The organism is Leclercia adecarboxylata (assembly GCF_035787115.1).
In the GTDB taxonomy this organism is placed as follows: Bacteria; Pseudomonadota; Gammaproteobacteria; order Enterobacterales; family Enterobacteriaceae; genus Enterobacter; species Enterobacter adecarboxylatus_E.
This window is the reverse complement of record NZ_JALKTL010000006.1, coordinates 125377-141799: the sequence shown is the minus strand read 5'-3', so window position 1 is coordinate 141799 and position 16423 is coordinate 125377. Positions and strand designations below refer to the sequence as shown.

General features: G+C 57.0%; 17 protein-coding genes and 2 pseudogenes. 9 read left to right on the top strand and 10 right to left on the bottom strand.

The window, feature by feature from the left end; genetic code table 11:
- Positions 1–10 precede the first annotated feature (10 nt).
- The 4 genes from garK to garP are packed head-to-tail and all read right to left on the bottom strand — an operon-like array spanning position 11 to position 4258.
- Positions 11–1156, bottom strand: coding sequence for a glycerate 2-kinase (garK, locus tag MXM41_RS17990; protein WP_325933457.1), 1146 nt, complete (start codon positions 1154–1156; stop codon positions 11–13).
- Positions 1157–1215: 59 nt separating this feature from the next.
- On the bottom strand, positions 1216–2106 hold the full coding sequence (gene garR, locus MXM41_RS17985) for a 2-hydroxy-3-oxopropionate reductase (RefSeq protein ID WP_325933455.1): 891 nt from the start codon (positions 2104–2106) through the stop codon (positions 1216–1218).
- 31 nt (positions 2107–2137) lie between these two features.
- Positions 2138–2908 carry a 2-dehydro-3-deoxyglucarate aldolase gene (gene garL, locus MXM41_RS17980; protein ID WP_325933454.1) on the bottom strand — a complete coding sequence of 257 codons (771 nt, stop codon included), beginning with the start codon at positions 2906–2908 and terminating at the stop codon, positions 2138–2140.
- A gap of 15 nt (positions 2909–2923) precedes the next feature.
- Positions 2924–4258 (bottom strand): galactarate/glucarate/glycerate transporter GarP, encoded by a 1335-nt coding sequence (gene garP / locus MXM41_RS17975; protein WP_325933452.1) that lies wholly within the window; start codon positions 4256–4258, stop codon positions 2924–2926.
- A 413-nt stretch (positions 4259–4671) separates the two neighbouring features.
- Between garP and garD the strand changes: the two genes are divergently transcribed.
- A complete protein-coding gene (garD, locus tag MXM41_RS17970; protein ID WP_325933451.1) occupies positions 4672–6243 on the top strand; it encodes a galactarate dehydratase in 1572 nt (523 codons plus the stop codon).
- A 115-nt stretch (positions 6244–6358) separates the two neighbouring features.
- Here garD and MXM41_RS17965 read toward each other — a convergent pair.
- A pseudogene (locus MXM41_RS17965) lies at positions 6359–6550 on the bottom strand (Fic family protein); the annotation flags it as partial.
- Between the two features lie 32 nt (positions 6551–6582).
- Positions 6583–7446, bottom strand: coding sequence for a 16S rRNA (cytidine(1402)-2'-O)-methyltransferase (gene rsmI, locus MXM41_RS17960; protein ID WP_325933449.1), 864 nt, complete (start codon positions 7444–7446; stop codon positions 6583–6585).
- 62 nt (positions 7447–7508) lie between these two features.
- On the opposite strand from rsmI, the gene MXM41_RS17955 reads away from it, so the two are divergent.
- The 4 genes from MXM41_RS17955 to dolP are packed head-to-tail and all read left to right on the top strand — an operon-like array spanning position 7509 to position 11176.
- Positions 7509–9626, top strand: a complete 2118-nt coding sequence (locus MXM41_RS17955) for a penicillin-binding protein activator (protein ID WP_325933448.1) — start codon at positions 7509–7511, stop codon at positions 9624–9626.
- Positions 9584–9979: a YraN family protein gene (locus MXM41_RS17950; protein ID WP_325933447.1), complete on the top strand. Its 396-nt coding sequence runs from the start codon at positions 9584–9586 to the stop codon at positions 9977–9979. The genes MXM41_RS17955 and MXM41_RS17950 overlap by 43 nt, the downstream gene beginning before the upstream one ends.
- Before the next feature lie 21 nt (positions 9980–10000).
- Positions 10001–10591 carry a DnaA initiator-associating protein DiaA gene (gene diaA / locus MXM41_RS17945; protein WP_032614385.1) on the top strand — a complete coding sequence of 197 codons (591 nt, stop codon included), beginning with the start codon at positions 10001–10003 and terminating at the stop codon, positions 10589–10591.
- A 9-nt stretch (positions 10592–10600) separates the two neighbouring features.
- Entirely contained in the window at positions 10601–11176 is a 576-nt protein-coding gene (gene dolP / locus MXM41_RS17940) for a division/outer membrane stress-associated lipid-binding lipoprotein (protein WP_325933446.1), read from the top strand.
- 29 nt (positions 11177–11205) lie between these two features.
- Here dolP and MXM41_RS17935 read toward each other — a convergent pair whose 3' ends face one another.
- Positions 11206–11853 carry an NAD(P)H-binding protein gene (locus MXM41_RS17935; protein ID WP_325933444.1) on the bottom strand — a complete coding sequence of 216 codons (648 nt, stop codon included), beginning with the start codon at positions 11851–11853 and terminating at the stop codon, positions 11206–11208.
- 126 nt (positions 11854–11979) lie between these two features.
- Between MXM41_RS17935 and MXM41_RS17930 the strand changes: the two genes are divergently transcribed.
- Complete coding sequence (locus MXM41_RS17930) at positions 11980–12498, top strand: type 1 glutamine amidotransferase domain-containing protein (protein WP_325933443.1); 519 nt, start codon at positions 11980–11982, stop codon at positions 12496–12498.
- Here MXM41_RS17930 and MXM41_RS17925 read toward each other — a convergent pair.
- Complete coding sequence (locus MXM41_RS17925) at positions 12484–12912, bottom strand: YhbP family protein (RefSeq protein WP_325933441.1); 429 nt, start codon at positions 12910–12912, stop codon at positions 12484–12486. The genes MXM41_RS17930 and MXM41_RS17925 overlap by 15 nt on opposite strands.
- A 14-nt stretch (positions 12913–12926) precedes the next feature.
- On the opposite strand from MXM41_RS17925, the pseudogene MXM41_RS17920 reads away from it, so the two are divergent.
- A pseudogene (locus MXM41_RS17920) lies at positions 12927–13267 on the top strand (GIY-YIG nuclease family protein).
- Here MXM41_RS17920 and MXM41_RS17915 read toward each other — a convergent pair.
- A complete protein-coding gene (locus tag MXM41_RS17915) occupies positions 13254–13757 on the bottom strand; it encodes an N-acetyltransferase (RefSeq protein WP_325933439.1) in 504 nt (167 codons plus the stop codon). The pseudogene MXM41_RS17920 and the gene MXM41_RS17915 sit on opposite strands and share 14 nt — an antisense overlap.
- Positions 13751–14275: a ubiquinone anaerobic biosynthesis accessory factor UbiT gene (gene ubiT, locus MXM41_RS17910; protein ID WP_325933438.1), complete on the bottom strand. Its 525-nt coding sequence runs from the start codon at positions 14273–14275 to the stop codon at positions 13751–13753. The genes MXM41_RS17915 and ubiT overlap by 7 nt, the downstream gene beginning before the upstream one ends.
- A 221-nt stretch (positions 14276–14496) precedes the next feature.
- Between ubiT and ubiU the strand changes: the two genes are divergently transcribed.
- Positions 14497–15492: a ubiquinone anaerobic biosynthesis protein UbiU gene (gene ubiU, locus MXM41_RS17905; RefSeq protein WP_325933436.1), complete on the top strand. Its 996-nt coding sequence runs from the start codon at positions 14497–14499 to the stop codon at positions 15490–15492.
- A gap of 8 nt (positions 15493–15500) precedes the next feature.
- On the top strand, positions 15501–16379 hold the full coding sequence (locus tag MXM41_RS17900) for a U32 family peptidase (RefSeq protein WP_325933435.1): 879 nt from the start codon (positions 15501–15503) through the stop codon (positions 16377–16379).
- The last annotated feature ends 44 nt before the right edge of the window (positions 16380–16423 follow it).

Below are 16423 nucleotides of genomic sequence, written 5' to 3'. Positions count from 1 at the left end.
CACGCCGCTGTCACCCTTCCGTGCGCATCCCTATCTGCAGGGTGGCGGCAATATTGCGCGAGGCGCGATAAATATTGTCAGACGCGCCGCGGAATGCCTGTTCCAGGGTGCTGATGCTGGTCAGGACGCTGAACACCGCGTCGATACCATACTGATGAACCACGCCGACATCGCTGGTCAGGCTGCCGGCGATACCAATCACCGGTTTATGATATTTACTGGCGACGCGCGCCACGCCCACCGGTACTTTGCCGTGAATACTTTGGCTGTCCAGGCGCCCTTCACCGGTCACTACCCAGGTGCAGTCGTGGATATGCTCTTCGAGATTCAGCGCCTGGGTGACAATTTCGATGCCGCTTTTCAGCTCCGCACCGAGGAACGCCATCAGCGCGGCGCCCATTCCGCCTGCTGCACCCGCGCCGGGCACATTTTTGACATCAATACGCAGCGAGGCGTTAATCACATCGGCGTAGTGAGAAAGATTGTTGTCGAGCTCGAGGATGCAAGCTTCTGTCGCCCCTTTCTGCGGGCCGAAAATGCGGGATGCGCCCTGATCGCCAGTCAGTGGGTTACTGACATCGCAGGCCACCCGGATGGCGCAGGTTTTGAGACGCGGATCGAGGGACGAAATATCAATATTGTTCAGCGCCATCAGGCTGCCACCGCCGTGGCCGATTTCGGTGCCGTTGGCATCCGTCAGTTTTGCGCCGAGGGCCTGAACCATCCCTGCGCCGCCGTCGTTAGTCGCGCTGCCGCCAATACCAATAATGATATTGCGTGCGCCTTTATCGAGAGCCGCGAGGATCAGCTCGCCGGTGCCACGGGAGGTGGTGATTAACGGGTTACGCTGTGCCGGAGGAACCAGTGCCAGTCCGCTTGCCGCTGCCATCTCAATAAACGCCGTCACGCCATCGCCAGAGATACCCCAGCAGGCATTGACGCTTTCGCCCAGTGGCCCCGTCACCACGGCGTGCTGCATCGTGCCCTGGGTAGCGGCAATCATCGCTTCAACCGTTCCTTCCCCGCCATCCGCAACGGGAACCGAAACATACTCTGCATCGGGAAAAATCTCCCGAAAGCCTTTTTCTATTGCCTGCGCTACCTCGGTGGCAGACAGGCTTTCTTTATAAGAGTCAGGGGCGATTACGATTTTCATAGTTATAGCCTGTACCGCTTAAGGCAAAAATAGCGGGCGCGTTCCCGCGCCCGTCTTTGTTAGCGAGTGACTTCCACTTTCGCCAGTTTTTCGTAATAGCACGCGATGGCGCTGTGGTCTGCCGTTCCCAGCCCATCAGCACGCAGCGCCTGCATCATCTCCATCACCGCCGCGGTCAGCGGCAGCTGCGCGCCTACGCCGTGGGAGGTATCCAGCGCGTTCGCCAGATCCTTGATATGCAGATCGATACGGAAACCCGGCTTGAAGTTGCGATCCATCACCATCGGCGCTTTCGCATCCAGTACGGTGCTGCCCGCCAGGCCGCCGCGGATCGCCTGATACACCAGGTCCGGGTTAACGCCCGCTTTGGTGGCAAGGGTCAGCGCTTCTGACATCGCCGCGATGTTGAGGGCCACGATGACCTGGTTTGCCAGCTTGGTAACGTTACCCGCACCAATCTCACCGGTATGCACGACAGAGCCAGCCATCGCTTTCAGCAGGTCGTAGTATTTGTCGAAAATCGCCTTATCGCCGCCCACCATTACCGACAGGGTGCCGTCGATGGCCTTTGGCTCGCCGCCGCTCACCGGCGCATCCAGCATGTCGATGCCTTTGGCTTTCAGCGCGTCGCTGATTTCACGGCTCGCCAGCGGCGCGATAGAACTCATGTCGATCAGTACGGTGCCAGGTTTCGCCCCTTCAATGATGCCGCCTTCACCCAGCGCCACCTCTTTCACGTGTGGGGAGTTTGGCAGCATGGTGATGATTACATCACACTGCTCAGCAATGGCTTTTGCCGTGGTGGCCGTTTCCGCGCCTGCGGCAATCACTTCGGCAATAGCTTCCGGGTTACGGTCTGCAACCACCAGTGAGTAACCTGCTTTGATGAGGTTTTTACTCATTGGTTTACCCATGATACCCAGGCCAATAAAACCAACTTTCAGTGTCATAATTGCGTCTCTCTTTATTCAGTGGTGGTGGTTATTTCTTGAAAGAATCAGCTAATTTCTGGGTGGCGGAGCGGAACACGCCAAGATCGCTGCCAACGGCGACAAAGGTCGCGCCCCATTCCAGATAGCGGCGGGCATCGGCCTCAACCGGCGCCAGAATACCGCACGGCTTACCGTGCGCTTTGGCGCGGGTAAAGATGTGCTGAATCGCGCGCTGTACTTCCGGGTGACCGGCGTTACCCAGGTGACCAAAGGCCGCCGCCAGATCGCTTGGGCCGACGAAAATGCCGTCTACGCCGTCAGTGGCGGCAATGGCATCGACGTTATCCACGCCCTGCTGGCTCTCAATCTGTACCAGGATGGTGATATTTTTGTTCGACTGCGCGAGGTAGTCTGGCACGGTGCCAAACATATTGGCGCGATGGGAAACCGACACGCCGCGGATGCCTTCTGGCGGGTAGCGGGTGGAAGCCACCGCCTGCACTGCCTCTTCGACATTCTCCACAAACGGGATCAGGAAGTTGTAGAAACCAATATCCAGCAGACGCTTGATGATCACCGGCTCATTGGTCGGCACGCGCACTACCGGCGCGCTGTTGCTGCCTTTCAGCGCCATCAGCTGCGGGATGAACGTGGTGACGTCGTTCGGCGCATGTTCACCGTCCAGCACCAGCCAGTCAAAACCTGCCAGTCCCAGCACCTCGGTGCTGATTGGGCTCGCGAGGGCGGACCAGCAGCCGATCTGAATCTGATGTGCCGCGAGGGCCGCTTTAAATTTGTTTGGGAAAATATCGTTACTCATCGCTTATACCTTTGCTTATTTCTGCAATTCCATACGTTTGATGTCACCCACTACGAACAGGTAGCAGAACATCGCCATCAGCGCCGAACACCCTACGAACAGGAGCGCCGCGTTGAACGAATGCAGTTCACTGACCAGATAGCCAATCACCAACGGAGTGACGATTGACGCTACGTTGCCAAAGACGTTAAACACACCACCGCACAGGCCGACAATCTCTTTAGGCGCGGTATCGGAAATCACCGGCCAGCCCAGCGCACCAAACCCTTTACCGAAGAAGGCCAGCGCCATCAGCCCCACCACCAGCGCAGTATTATTGGTGTAGTTGCACAGAATGATTGTGGAGGCCAGCAGCATACCCAGCACGATTGGCAGTTTACGCGCTAGGGTGATCGATTTGCCTTTCTTAATCAGATGATCCGAGAATACGCCGCCCAGTACGCCGCCAGCAAAACCGCACAGCGCCGGAATGGAAGCCACCAGACCCACTTTCAGAATCGACATCCCCTTTTCCTGCACCAGATAAATCGGGAACCAGGTGAGGAAGAACCAGGTGATGGTGTTGATAAAGTATTGCCCGAAAAACACGCCCAGCATCATGCGGTTAGACAATAACTGTTTGATGTAATGCAGCTTCGGACCGCTGGCCGCTTTGTCGCCTGGCTTTTTGTGGTCCATATCGACCACCGCGCCGCCGTCCTTAATGAACTTCAGCTCATCGGCGCTCATGCGTGGATGGTCGGTTGGGTTGTGAATAAACTTCGCCCACAGGCCGGTCAGGACAAAACCAATCACCCCCATGACGGTAAAGACATGCTCCCAGCCCCAGGCAAAGGTCAGCCAACCAAGCAGCGGCGAGAAGAGCGCCAGCGAGAAGTATTGTGCGGAGTTAAAAATCGCCGATGCCGTACCGCGCTCTTTGGTCGGGAACCAGGCCGCCACGATGCGGGCGTTAGCCGGGAAGGATGGCGCCTCAGAGAAGCCGAGCATAAAGCGCATAAAGAACATCGAGACGCCCGCCCATGCCAGCGGGAAGAAATCGACAAACCCCTGCAGGAAGGTGAACAGCGACCAGAAGAAGAGGCTGTATGTGTAGACCTTTTTCGAACCGAACTTGTCCAGCAGCCAGCCGCCGGGGATCTGCATCAGCAGGTAGGCCCAGCCGAAGGCGGAGAAGATGTAGCCCATCGATACGGCGCTTAACTGCAGCTCTTTTGCCACTTCCGTTCCGGCAATAGAGAGCGTGGCACGGTCGGCGTAATTAACGGCGGTAACAATAAAGATGATGAGCAATATTAAATAACGGGTAGGGAAACCCTTTTTTGTTTCAACTGTAGTATCCAGCAACATATTTATTTCCTCTGGCACATCAATGAAAGTATTTTTATTATTTTAAGAAAGAGCATTCCTGATTATTTTGCTAATAACAGACAATCGCGGTTAATTAACCGGATCCATGAAATCGTTAATGAGTATAATCAAGCCCCCCTGACCGCGCATTGTGGTATTGCTCAATTATCGAGTGAGTAATGAATATTAGTTTGAGCATATGCCCAACACTCTGGGCGCTAATGCACAGATTTCACCATTACTCCCCCTGTACGCAGGCTAACGTCAAAAATGAGTGATCGCGATCACATTATTAACTGCTCACGCCTGACATTCTTTATTCCACTGAGCAGAGTCTTTATTTCCTATAACAAGAAAATATACGTACTCTTTTACGAATTAATTATCCCCCACTCGCTGGAGAATACTGGACAATGGCCGACATCGAAATTCGTCAAACGTCGCCGACCGCGTTTTATATTAAGGTGCACGACACTGATAACGTGGCGATTATTGTTAACGATCAGGGATTAAAAGCCGGAACGCGTTTCCCGGACGGGCTTGAGCTGATTGAGCATATTCCGCAAGGCCATAAAGTGGCGCTGGTCGATATCCCGGCGCAGGGCGAAATCGTGCGTTACGGCGAAGTCATTGGCTATGCCGTACGCGCGATCCCCCGTGGCAGCTGGATTGATGAATCTCTGGTCGCCCTGCCGGAAGCCCCGCCGCTGAACACTCTGCCGCTGGCAACCCGCGTGCCGGAGCCGCTGCCAGCGCTGGAAGGCTACACCTTTGAAGGCTACCGCAATGCGGACGGCAGTGTGGGCACCAAAAACCTGCTCGGCATCAGCACCAGCGTGCACTGCGTGGCAGGGGTGGTCGATTTCGTGGTGAAGATCATCGAGCGCGATCTGCTGCCTAAATACCCGAACGTCGACGGCGTGGTGGGTCTGAACCACCTCTACGGTTGCGGCGTGGCGATTAACGCCCCGGCGGCGATTGTTCCTATCCGCACCATCCACAATATCGCCCTCAACCCGAACTTTGGCGGCGAAGTGATGGTTGTCGGCCTCGGCTGCGAGAAGCTGCAGCCGGAAAAACTGCTGCAGGGCACCGAAGATGTGCAGGCAATCCCGGTGGACGACGCCAGCATCGTGCGTCTGCAGGACGAGCAGCACGTCGGCTTCCGTTCAATGGTGGATGACATTCTGCAGGTTGCGGATCGCCACCTGGCAAAACTGAACCAGCGCAAGCGTGAAACCTGCCCGGCCTCAGAGCTGGTGGTGGGGATGCAGTGCGGCGGCAGCGATGCCTTCTCGGGCGTCACGGCCAACCCGGCGGTGGGTTATGCCTCGGATCTGCTGGTGCGCTGTGGCGCCACGGTAATGTTTTCGGAAGTGACCGAAGTGCGCGATGCGATCCACCTGCTGACGCCGCGCGCCATCAACGAAGAGGTGGGCAAACGCCTGCTGGAAGAGATGGCCTGGTACGATAACTATCTCGATATGGGCAAAACCGACCGCAGCGCTAACCCGTCTCCGGGCAACAAAAAAGGCGGTCTGGCGAACGTGGTAGAAAAAGCGCTGGGCTCCATCGCTAAATCGGGCAAGAGCGCCATTGTTGAGGTGCTTTCCCCGGGCCAGCGTCCGACGAAACGTGGCCTGATCTATGCCGCCACCCCGGCCAGTGATTTCGTCTGCGGCACCCAGCAGGTGGCCTCCGGGATCACCGTGCAGGTGTTCACCACCGGTCGTGGCACCCCGTACGGCCTGATGGCGGTACCGGTGATTAAAATGGCGACCCGCACCGAGCTTGCCAACCGCTGGTTCGATCTGATGGACATCAACGCAGGCACCATCGCCACCGGAGAAGAGAGCATCGAGGATGTGGGCTGGAAGCTGTTCCACTTCATCCTTGACGTGGCAAGCGGCCGTAAAAAGACCTTCTCCGATCAGTGGGGATTGCACAACCAGCTGGCGGTATTTAACCCGGCACCGGTGACCTGAGTTTGCAGTAAACCTCTTTAGCATGGCTTCGGCCATGCTTTTTTTTGCCCTGAGGCAGAAGGAGATTAAATAAAGCGCCTCTCAGCACATGCGATGCCGACGTGGTTATCGTCTATTCCGACATTTCTTCCGACACTGCACAAGGTGCCGCGATAACTTCACGCAGCGCATCGGCGAGATTTTGCAGCATAAACGCTATAAATGCGGTGCAGTCGCTTGTCTTATCGCATTGACCAGGGATCTGCTGGAAGTGGATCACCTTTTCCACGGGTAGCCAGGCCAGTTCCGAACGCCATTGGCTTAAAATAGGGTAAAGGTGGTTGATAACGGCTCACTGGCTTACTCCCCCTGCTGCTCCAGGGCGTATTTATACAGCGCGTTCTTTTTCACGCCGTGGATCTCCGCCGCCAGCGCGGCCGCCTTCTTCAGCGGCAACTCGGCCTGCAGCAGCGCGAGGGTGCGCAGCGCATCCGCAGGCAGGGCGTCTTCTTCGGCTTTATGCCCTTCAACAATCAGCACCATTTCGCCCTTGCGGCGGTTTTCATCCTCTTTCACCCATGCCAGCAGTTCGCCAACCGGCAGGCCGTGGATGGTCTCCCAGGTTTTGGTTAACTCACGCGCCAGCACCACGTAACGCGCTTCACCCCAGACGGCAACCATGTCTTCCAGGCTATCCAGCAGACGGTGGGTGGACTCGTAGAAGATTAGGGTACGCGGTTCGGCCTCCAGCGCCTTCAGCACGTCGCGACGGCCTTTGGATTTAGCGGGCAGGAAGCCTTCGTAGCAGAAGCGGTCAGACGGCAGACCCGCCGCGCTCAGGGCGGCAATGGCGGCGCATGGCCCCGGTAAGGGCACAACCCGAATACCCGCCTCGCGACAGGTGCGTACCAGGTGATAGCCCGGGTCGTTAATCAGCGGCGTGCCGGCATCGGACACCAGAGCGATGTTCTGCCCCTCTTTCAGTTTCGCCACCAGCGTGTCGGCTTTTTGTTGCTCGTTATGATCGTGCAGAGCGAACAGACGGGCATTAATGGCGAAATGTTGCAGAAGCAGGCCGGTGTGGCGGGTATCTTCAGCTGCAATAAGATCAACGCCTTGCAATACGGTGAGCGCACGTTGGGTAATATCAGATAAATTCCCGATAGGAGTAGGTACAATATAAAGCTGACCCTGAGAATTATCTGCCGTTTCGTGTTGTTTCATTGTTTCATCCGTATTGCCGATTTAATATTGAGCATTGCGTAAAAAATATCACTGGATACAGTATGGTACCCTTAACGTTTCTTCATAATAAAGTCACGCGCAGCCTTCCGCTGGTGCTGGCAGCCCTGATCTTTGCTGGCTGTGGTACGCAGGCGCCCGATCAAAGTGCTGCCCACATGGAGGGTACAGCCCAGGCTGACTCCGGCTTCTATCTGCACCAGATGGAGCAGAGCTCGAATGATACCAGGATCAACTGGCAATTACTCGCCATTCGTGCACTGCTGAAAGAGGGTAAAACCCAGCACGCCGCCGATCTGTTTAACCAGCTGCCGCAGGATCTGACCGATACCCAGCGTCGCGAGCAATCCCTGCTGGCCGCAGAACTGAAAATTGCGCAAAAAGATGTTGCAGGGGCAAAGACAATCCTCGGCAATATCGACATCAGCGCGCTGGATAAAAACCAGCAGGCGCGTTTCTGGCAGGTCAGTATTGCCGCAGAGCAGGGGCGTCCTTCCCTGACGCTGCTGCGGGCCTTGATTGCCCAGGAGCCGCTGCTCTCCGCCGCTGAAAAGCAGAAAAACATCGACGCCACCTGGCAGACGCTCTCTGCCATGAATCCCGATCAGGCTAATGCGCTGGTGATCAACGCCGACGAAAATGTGCTTCAGGGCTGGCTGGATCTGCAGCGCGTCTGGTTCGATAACCGCAACGATCCGGATATGCTCAAAGCCGGGATCAAAGACTGGCAAACCCGCTACCCAAACAACCCAGGGGCAACCATGCTGCCAACGCAGCTGGTTAACGTGCAGAACTTCAAGCCTGCCTCCACCAGCAAAATTGCCCTTCTGCTGCCGCTGGGTGGCCAGGCCGCCGTCTTTGGTCGCACCATCCAGCAGGGGTTTGAAGCCGCGAGAAACGGCACCGTCGCCGTCGCCGGCAGCGCGGTTCCCGCCCAGGTCGCCCAGGCGGCCAACGCCGGTGATGTCGTGAGCCCGTCTGCAGCCGAAACCAACGATCTGACCGCCACCCAGCCTGTCGCAACCCAGGAAGGTACGCTTCAGAATCCGGTGCAGGCTCCTGACACTTCTCAGCCAGCTAACTCACAGCCTGCTGCCGTGCCGGAAGGCAGCGTACAGGATCCGGTCCAGGCGCCGGTTACGACGCAAGATCCGCAAACCGTCGCCCAGCCGCAGACCATGGCAAACCCCTCTGCCGAGATAAAAGTGTACGACACCAGCAACCAGCCGCTCGACCAGGTGCTGAATCAGGTGCAGCAGGATGGCGCCAGCATTGTGGTTGGCCCGCTGCTGAAAAACAACGTCGAAGAGCTGATGAGAAGCAGGACAGCGCTGAACGTGCTGGCCCTGAACCAGCCAGAACAGGTGCAAAACCTGCCTAACGTTTGCTACTTCGCCCTGTCGCCAGAAGACGAAGCCCGCGATGCGGCTCGCCATATCCATGAACAAGGCAAGCAGGCCCCTCTTCTGCTGACGCCGCGCAGCCAGCTGGGCGATCGCGTCGCGACCGCCTTCGCCCAGGAGTGGCAACTGCTCGGCGGCGGCATTGTCCTGCAGCAGAAATTTGGCTCAGCCTCAGAACTTCGCGCAGGCGTCAACGGCGGAGCGGGTATCGCCCTTAGCGGTAGCCCGGTCACTGCCAGCCTGCCGCAGCAGCAGAGCGTGACTATCGGTGGCCTGACTATCCCGGCGCCGCCAACGGATGCGCAGATTAGCGGCGGCGGCAACGTGGATGCAGCTTACATCGTCGCTACTCCGGAAGAGATCGCCTTTATCAAACCGATGATCGCCATGCGTAACGGCAGCCAGACAGGCGTGTCGCTGTATGCCAGCTCGCGCAGCGCGCAGGGCACCGCAGGCCCGGACTTCCGCCTGGAGATGGAGGGGCTGCAGTACAGCGAAATCCCGATGCTCGCAGGGGCTAATCCGGAGCTGATGCAGCAGGCGCTCAGCAGCGTACGTAACGACTATTCGCTGGCGCGTCTGTATGCCATGGGCGTGGATGCCTGGGCGCTGGCGAACCACTTCACCCAGATGCGCCAGGTGCCGGGCTTCACCCTTAACGGCAATACGGGCGATCTCACCGCTACTCAGGACTGCGTGATTAACAGGAAGTTATCATGGCTCAAATACCAGCAGGGACAGATCGTTCCGGCCAGCTAACCCGCAAACAGACCGGCGACGCGCGCGAACTACAGGCGCGGCGCTGGCTTGAGCGCAAGGGACTGCGTTTTATCGCCGCCAACGTTCGCGGACGCGGCGGTGAGATTGACCTTATCATGCAGGACGGCCCGACCATCGTGTTCATTGAGGTGCGCTACCGCCAGTCATCCCACTATGGCGGTGCCGCCGCCAGCGTGACCCGGGCCAAGCAACAAAAATTATTACACACTGCCCAGTTGTGGCTTGCCCGGCATAATGGCAGCTTTGACACTGTGGATTGCCGGTTCGATGTGGTAGCCTTCACCGGCAACGCCATCGAATGGTTCAAAAACGCCTTCGGCGAAGACGCGTAAATCAGATCGTTAAGGGATACCGTGCTCGAAAGAATTAAGGTTTGCTTCACGGAAAGCATTCAGACTCAGATTGCAGCAGCAGAAGCGCTGCCGGACGCCATCTCCCGCGCGGCGATGACGCTGGTTCAGTCCCTGCTTAACGGCAACAAAATCCTCTGTTGTGGCAATGGCACGTCGGCCGCCAACGCACAGCATTTTGCTGCCAGTATGATCAATCGTTTTGAGACAGAGCGTCCAAGTTTACCTGCCATCGCACTCAATACCGATAATGTGGTCTTAACGGCGATCGCCAACGATCGTCTCCATGATGAGATCTACGCCAAACAGGTGCGCGCGTTAGGGCATGCCGGTGATGTTCTGCTGGCGATCTCCACCCGCGGCAATAGCCGCGATATCGTTAAAGCCGTTGAAGCGGCCGTTACGCGCGATATGACTATCGTGGCGTTGACCGGTTACGATGGCGGCGAGCTGGCGGGGCTGTTAGGTCCGCATGATGTGGAGATCCGTATTCCTTCTCACCGCAGCGCGCGCATTCAGGAGATGCACATGCTGACGGTGAACTGTTTATGCGATCTGATCGATAACACGCTTTTCCCTCACCAGGATGATTAAGGAGTATACATGAAGGCACTTTCGCCCCTCGCAGTCCTTATTTCTGCGCTGCTGCTTCAGGGATGTGTGGCTGCAGCGGTAGTGGGTACTGCCGCAGTGAGCACTAAGGCCGCCACTGACCCGCGTACCGTGGGCACACAGGTGGATGACAGCACCCTGGAACTGCGCGTGAACAGCGCACTGTCCAAAGATCAACAGCTCAAGAAAGAAGCGCGTATTAACGTGACGGCCTATCAGGGCAAAGTCTTGCTGGCCGGCCAAGCACCGGGTACCGAACTTGCCTCCCGCGCGAAGCAAATTGCCATGGGCGTAGAAGGTACCACCGAAGTGTTTAACGAAATACGTCAGGGCCAGCCGATTGGCCTGGGTGCCGCCTCAAACGACACCTGGATCACCACCAAAGTCCGCTCCCAGTTGCTGGGCAGCGATCAGGTGAAATCCTCTAACGTGAAAGTGACCACCGAGAACGGCGAAGTATTCCTGCTCGGCCTGGTGACCGATCGCGAGGGCAAAGCGGCAGCGGATATCGCCAGCCGGGTGAGCGGCGTGAAACACGTGACCACCGCCTTTACCTACATCCAGTAATCTCCCTACCCCCTGATATGGTCAGGGGGTTATTCTCCTTCTCCCTGCGCCATCTCCCTGATCTTCGCTGACGGGATAATATTGACCCCGGATGTTGACGCGCCCAGCGCCTCCTGCAGCATAACCTGCGCCACGTCCCGCGCCTCGACAGACTTCAAGTTTCCGGGCAACAGGCTAAACAGCGGCGCAAAAAACGATTCGCTGAAACGGTGCTTTTCCCGCTCGCCCAGCAGCATTGAAGGGCGCACTATGGTCAGTCGCTCCCACTTCTGGGCGATCAGAGCCTCTTCCATTTTGCCTTTCACCTTGTTGTAGAAGAACGGCGAATGCGCGTTGGCCCCCATGGCGCTCACCACCAGCAGATGCTTCGCTCCGAGCCTTTTACCGGTCAGGGCCGTGTCTACCACCAGGGTGTAATCGGCATGGATAAAAGCCTCTTTGCTGCCCGCCTCACGCCGGGTGGTGCCCAGGCAGCAAAAGACGGTATCAACCGGATCATGGACCTGTGCCAGCGCATCGGTCAGCTGCGGATCGTGGGGGTTAAACACCCCTTCGATATCGCCCAGCGGGCGACGCGTCGGAGCGGCAATATAGGCGATCCCCCGCTCCTGGATGAGCATACGCAGCAGGTGTCCACCCACGAGGCCGGTCGCGCCGGTAATTAAAACCTGACTCATTTCTCCTCCTTTGCAGATTAGTCCGTATGCGATTTCACGCCGCTCAACCACACTTAGTGGTCTGAACGTTAAGTATTTACCACAAGCTGAGAAAAAGCTGTCTGAAGCCAAAACAACGGAGGAAGCATGAGCAAGAAAATTGCGGTCCTGATTACCGACGAGTTTGAAGATTCAGAATTCACCTCGCCTGCCGAGGCGTTTCGCAAAGCGGGACACGAGGTGATAACCATTGAAAAAGAAGCAGGCAAAACGGTAAAAGGCCATAAAGGCGAAGCCAGCGTCACCATCGATAAAACCATTGATGAAGTCAGCCCATCTGACTTTGACGCCCTGTTATTGCCGGGCGGACACTCCCCTGACTCACTGCGGGGCGACGAGCGTTTCGTCTCCTTTACCCGGGATTTTGTCGCCAGCGGTAAACCGGTCTTTGCCATCTGCCACGGTCCGCAGCTGCTGATCAGCGCTGAGGTTGTGCGCGGGCGTAAGCTTACCGCCGTGAAACCGATCGTGATCGATCTGAAAAACGCCGGTGCCGATTTTTACGATCAGGAAGTGGTGGTCGATAAAGATCAGCTGGTCACCAGTCGGACGCCTGACGATCTGCCCGCGTTTAATCGCGAGGCGCTGCGGTTACTCGGCGCGTAGCCAGTGAAGCTTTTTACCAAAGCCCAGCGTGTTGTCAGTGAACTTGAGTTCATCCAGACGGATTTCCCAGACCGGGGCTGACATCACGGCGGCAACCGGAAAGCGACGAGTGTAGTGCTTACGCATCGCGTCGCTTTCCTCCCCCTCCAGACGACGGATCGCCCCTTTAAACTGCAGGCCCCGGATCAGCGCCACGGTTTTGGGCTGCCCGTTGACCGTCCCGGCGACTTTCGCCTGCTGCCCTGTCATCTGCGCATGGCGGGTTTTATCTTCGCTTAAGACATAAAACGCAACGCGCTGCGGATCGTAATAGTAAAAGGCGTTTGCACACCACAGTTCATCATCATGATGCACACACCAGGTGACCACGTGCTGCTTCGCCAGCCAGCGATTGATGGCGGCCAGAGTTTCCATTTCGCTTCTCTCTCATGCTAAGGTGCATTCACCTTAACATACTGAATCTGTCGCCGTGTGCTGGTTTCTCTATCTTGTTCGAACCGCTGATAATGCGCTTTATACGGGCATCACTACGGATGTCGCGCGCCGTTTCCTGCAACATCAAAGCGGAAAAGGGGCGAAGGCGTTAAGGGGCAAAGGGGATCTGACGCTGGCGTTTTCTGCGGCCGTAGGGGATCGCTCGCTGGCGCTGAGGCTGGAGTATCGCATCAAGCAGCTGACGAAGCGCCAGAAAGAGCGCCTCGTCAGTGGAGACGGTACCTTTGAGGCGCTACGCGAGAGCCTGCAAAGGTCGCCGGTTAAAAGCTATTAAAGCGATCGTGGTATTCCACCAGACCGCTGACGCCGTTAAGCGCATCGTCAGCCAGAGGATGAAGCTGGAAAGCCGACTCGGTGCCCGGCCAGCGGCAGTGCAGATCGTAGTGTGCCGCTTTCTCAAAGCCTAAACGGCTATAGAAGTCCGGATCGCCCAACGTTACTACCGCGGCATAGCCAAACTCATTGAGTGAATCTAACCCTTCGTAAACCAGCTGGCGCGCCAGCCCTTGTCCACGATAGTTTTCATCTACCGCCAGCGGCGCCATGCCAACCCACTGCAGCTCTTCGCCCTGTACGGTGACCGGGCTAAAGGCCACATAGCCAATAACCTGACCTTCATCATCGGTGGCGACCAGGCCCAGCGTAATCAGGCCGTCTTCACGAAGATCGCGAACCAGTTGCGCTTCACCCTCACCTTCGAACGACCGGCGTAATAAGGCGTCAATACCCGGGGCATCGATCCCAATTTCTACTCGAATCAACATGGCTCACCTACAGAAATGTGTTTACTTTCTGGCGGAGTTTTCAGACCCGCCTCGACAAAATCGGCCAGTTGCAACAGCGCCACGCGCAGCGGCTTCGGCATCTGTTCCAGTTCAATCGCATCCATCAGGTTTTTGACATACAGACCTAACTCGGTATCGCCTTCAATCACCAGACGACGCTGGAAGAAGAGCGTATCGGGATCCTGCTTGCGTGCCGCAATCATCAACAGATCGCTGGCGTCAGCGCTGAAGCTAACGTCCGCCTCCGCGGATTGACGCACCACCAGCTGTTCATTTTCAACGGAGGTGTACCAGCGCAGACCAATATCCCGCACCTCGATACTTAACCAGCGCCCTTCAAGAAATTCCAGCTCGCCATCCGCCAGCGCCTGGCGGAACTGCCAGCTAAGCACCTGCTCCAGCACCTGGCGCTTCAGCGCAAAGGGCGCCAGCTTAACCGGCACGCTCAGCAGTGACGGGCCAAATTGTACGAGACGTGAACGCAGTTTATCCAGCACGAGCAATACTCCCTGATATCTATAGTCCTGATATTTTGCCATATCCAGTCGTCGGTATAGCGGGGTAAATCAACAAACTGATATCCGACGTAACCCATTATTGGTGTCATCAATACGCCATTAGCTGCCTTAAATCAAAAATTGTCGCCGGATGGTTAATTAAAATCCCTGTTCGATAACAATTTTGCATCCCTTTGGGGCTGCGAACGTCAGGATAAATTATGGAGCTGCTCTGCCCTGCCGGAAACTTACCGGCGCTTAAGGCGGCCATCGAAAACGGCGCCGATGCGGTTTATATCGGGCTGAAAGACGATACCAATGCCCGTCACTTCGCTGGTCTCAATTTTACCGAGAAAAAGCTGCAGGAAGCGGTGAGCTTCGTACATCTTCATCGCCGCAAGCTGCATATCGCAATTAATACCTTTGCCCACCCCGACGGCTATCAACGCTGGCAGCGGGCGGTGGATATGGCGGCACAGCTGGGCGCCGACGCCCTGATTCTGGCCGATCTTGCCATGCTGGAGTACGCCGCCGAACGCTATCCGCACATTGAGCGCCATGTCTCCGTGCAGGCGTCTGCCACCAATGAAGAGGCCATCCGCTTTTATCATCGTCATTTCGACGTGGCGCGCGTGGTGCTGCCGCGCGTGCTCTCTATTCATCAGGTTAAGCAACTCGCACGGGTCACGCCAGTTCCGCTGGAAGTTTTTGCTTTCGGCAGCCTGTGCATTATGGCCGAAGGGCGCTGCTACCTCTCCTCCTATCTCACCGGGGAATCCCCCAATACCGTGGGTGCCTGCTCCCCTGCCCGCTTTGTTCGCTGGCAGCAAACGCCGCAAGGGCTGGAGTCGCGTCTGAACGAGGTGCTGATCGACCGCTATCAGGAACATGAAAACGCTGGCTATCCGACGCTGTGCAAAGGCCGCTATCTGGTGGATGGCGAGCGCTATCATGCTCTTGAAGAGCCCACCAGCCTGAACACTCTGGCGCTGCTGCCGGAACTGCTGGCCGCCAATATCGCGTCGGTGAAAATAGAAGGTCGCCAGCGTAGCCCGGCGTACGTCAGCCAGGTAGCAAAAGTGTGGCGGCAGGCGATCGATCGCTGCATGGCAAATCCGCAAAGCTATGCCCCGCAGCCAGCATGGATGGAGACCCTCGGCGCTATGTCCGAAGGGACGCAGACCACGCTGGGTGCGTATCACCGTAAATGGCAGTGAGAGAAAGCATGAAATATTCATTAGGACCGGTGCTCTACTACTGGTCAAAAGAGACGCTGGAAGACTTTTATCAGCAGGCGGCAGCCAGCCAGGCCGACGTGATTTATCTTGGCGAGGCGGTGTGCAGCAAGCGGCGCGCCACGAAGGTGGGCGACTGGCTGGAGATGGCGAAAACCCTGGCCAACAGCGGGAAACAGGTGGTGCTGTCAACGCTGGCGCTGGTGCAGGCTTCATCCGAACTGAATGAGCTGAAGCGTTATGTGGAAAACGGCGAATTTCTGCTGGAAGCCAGCGATCTTGGCGTAGTGAACCTGTGCGCCGAGCGCAAGCTGCCGTTTGTCGCCGGGCACGCGCTGAACTGCTACAACGCCGTGACCCTGCGTCTGCTGCTAAAACAGGGCATGATGCGCTGGTGTATGCCGGTGGAGCTCTCCCGTGACTGGCTGGTAAACATCCTGGCGCAGTGCGACGAGCTGGGGATCCGCAATCAGTTCGAAGTGGAAGTGCTCAGCTACGGACATCTGCCTCTGGCCTACTCTGCTCGCTGCTTTACCGCACGTTCCGAAAACCTGCCGAAAGATGAGTGCGAAACCTGCTGCATCAAATATCCGAACGGACGCAGCGTGCTGTCGCAGGAGGATCAGCAGGTGTTTGTCCTCAACGGTATTCAGACCATGAGCGGTTACGTTTACAATCTCGGCAACGAACTGGCCTCGATGAAAGGGCTGGTGGATATGGTGCGTCTGTCGCCGCTGGGCACCGAAACCTTCGCCATGATCGACGCCTTCCGTGCCAATGAAAATGGCGCGGCCCCGCTGGCGCTGGCGGCGAACAGCGAGTGTAACGGCTACTGGCGGCGTCTGGCCGGTCTGGAGCTGCAGGATTAAAAAAGGCTCACTTTGTTAACAACGACTGTAAAATTTTAATGCAC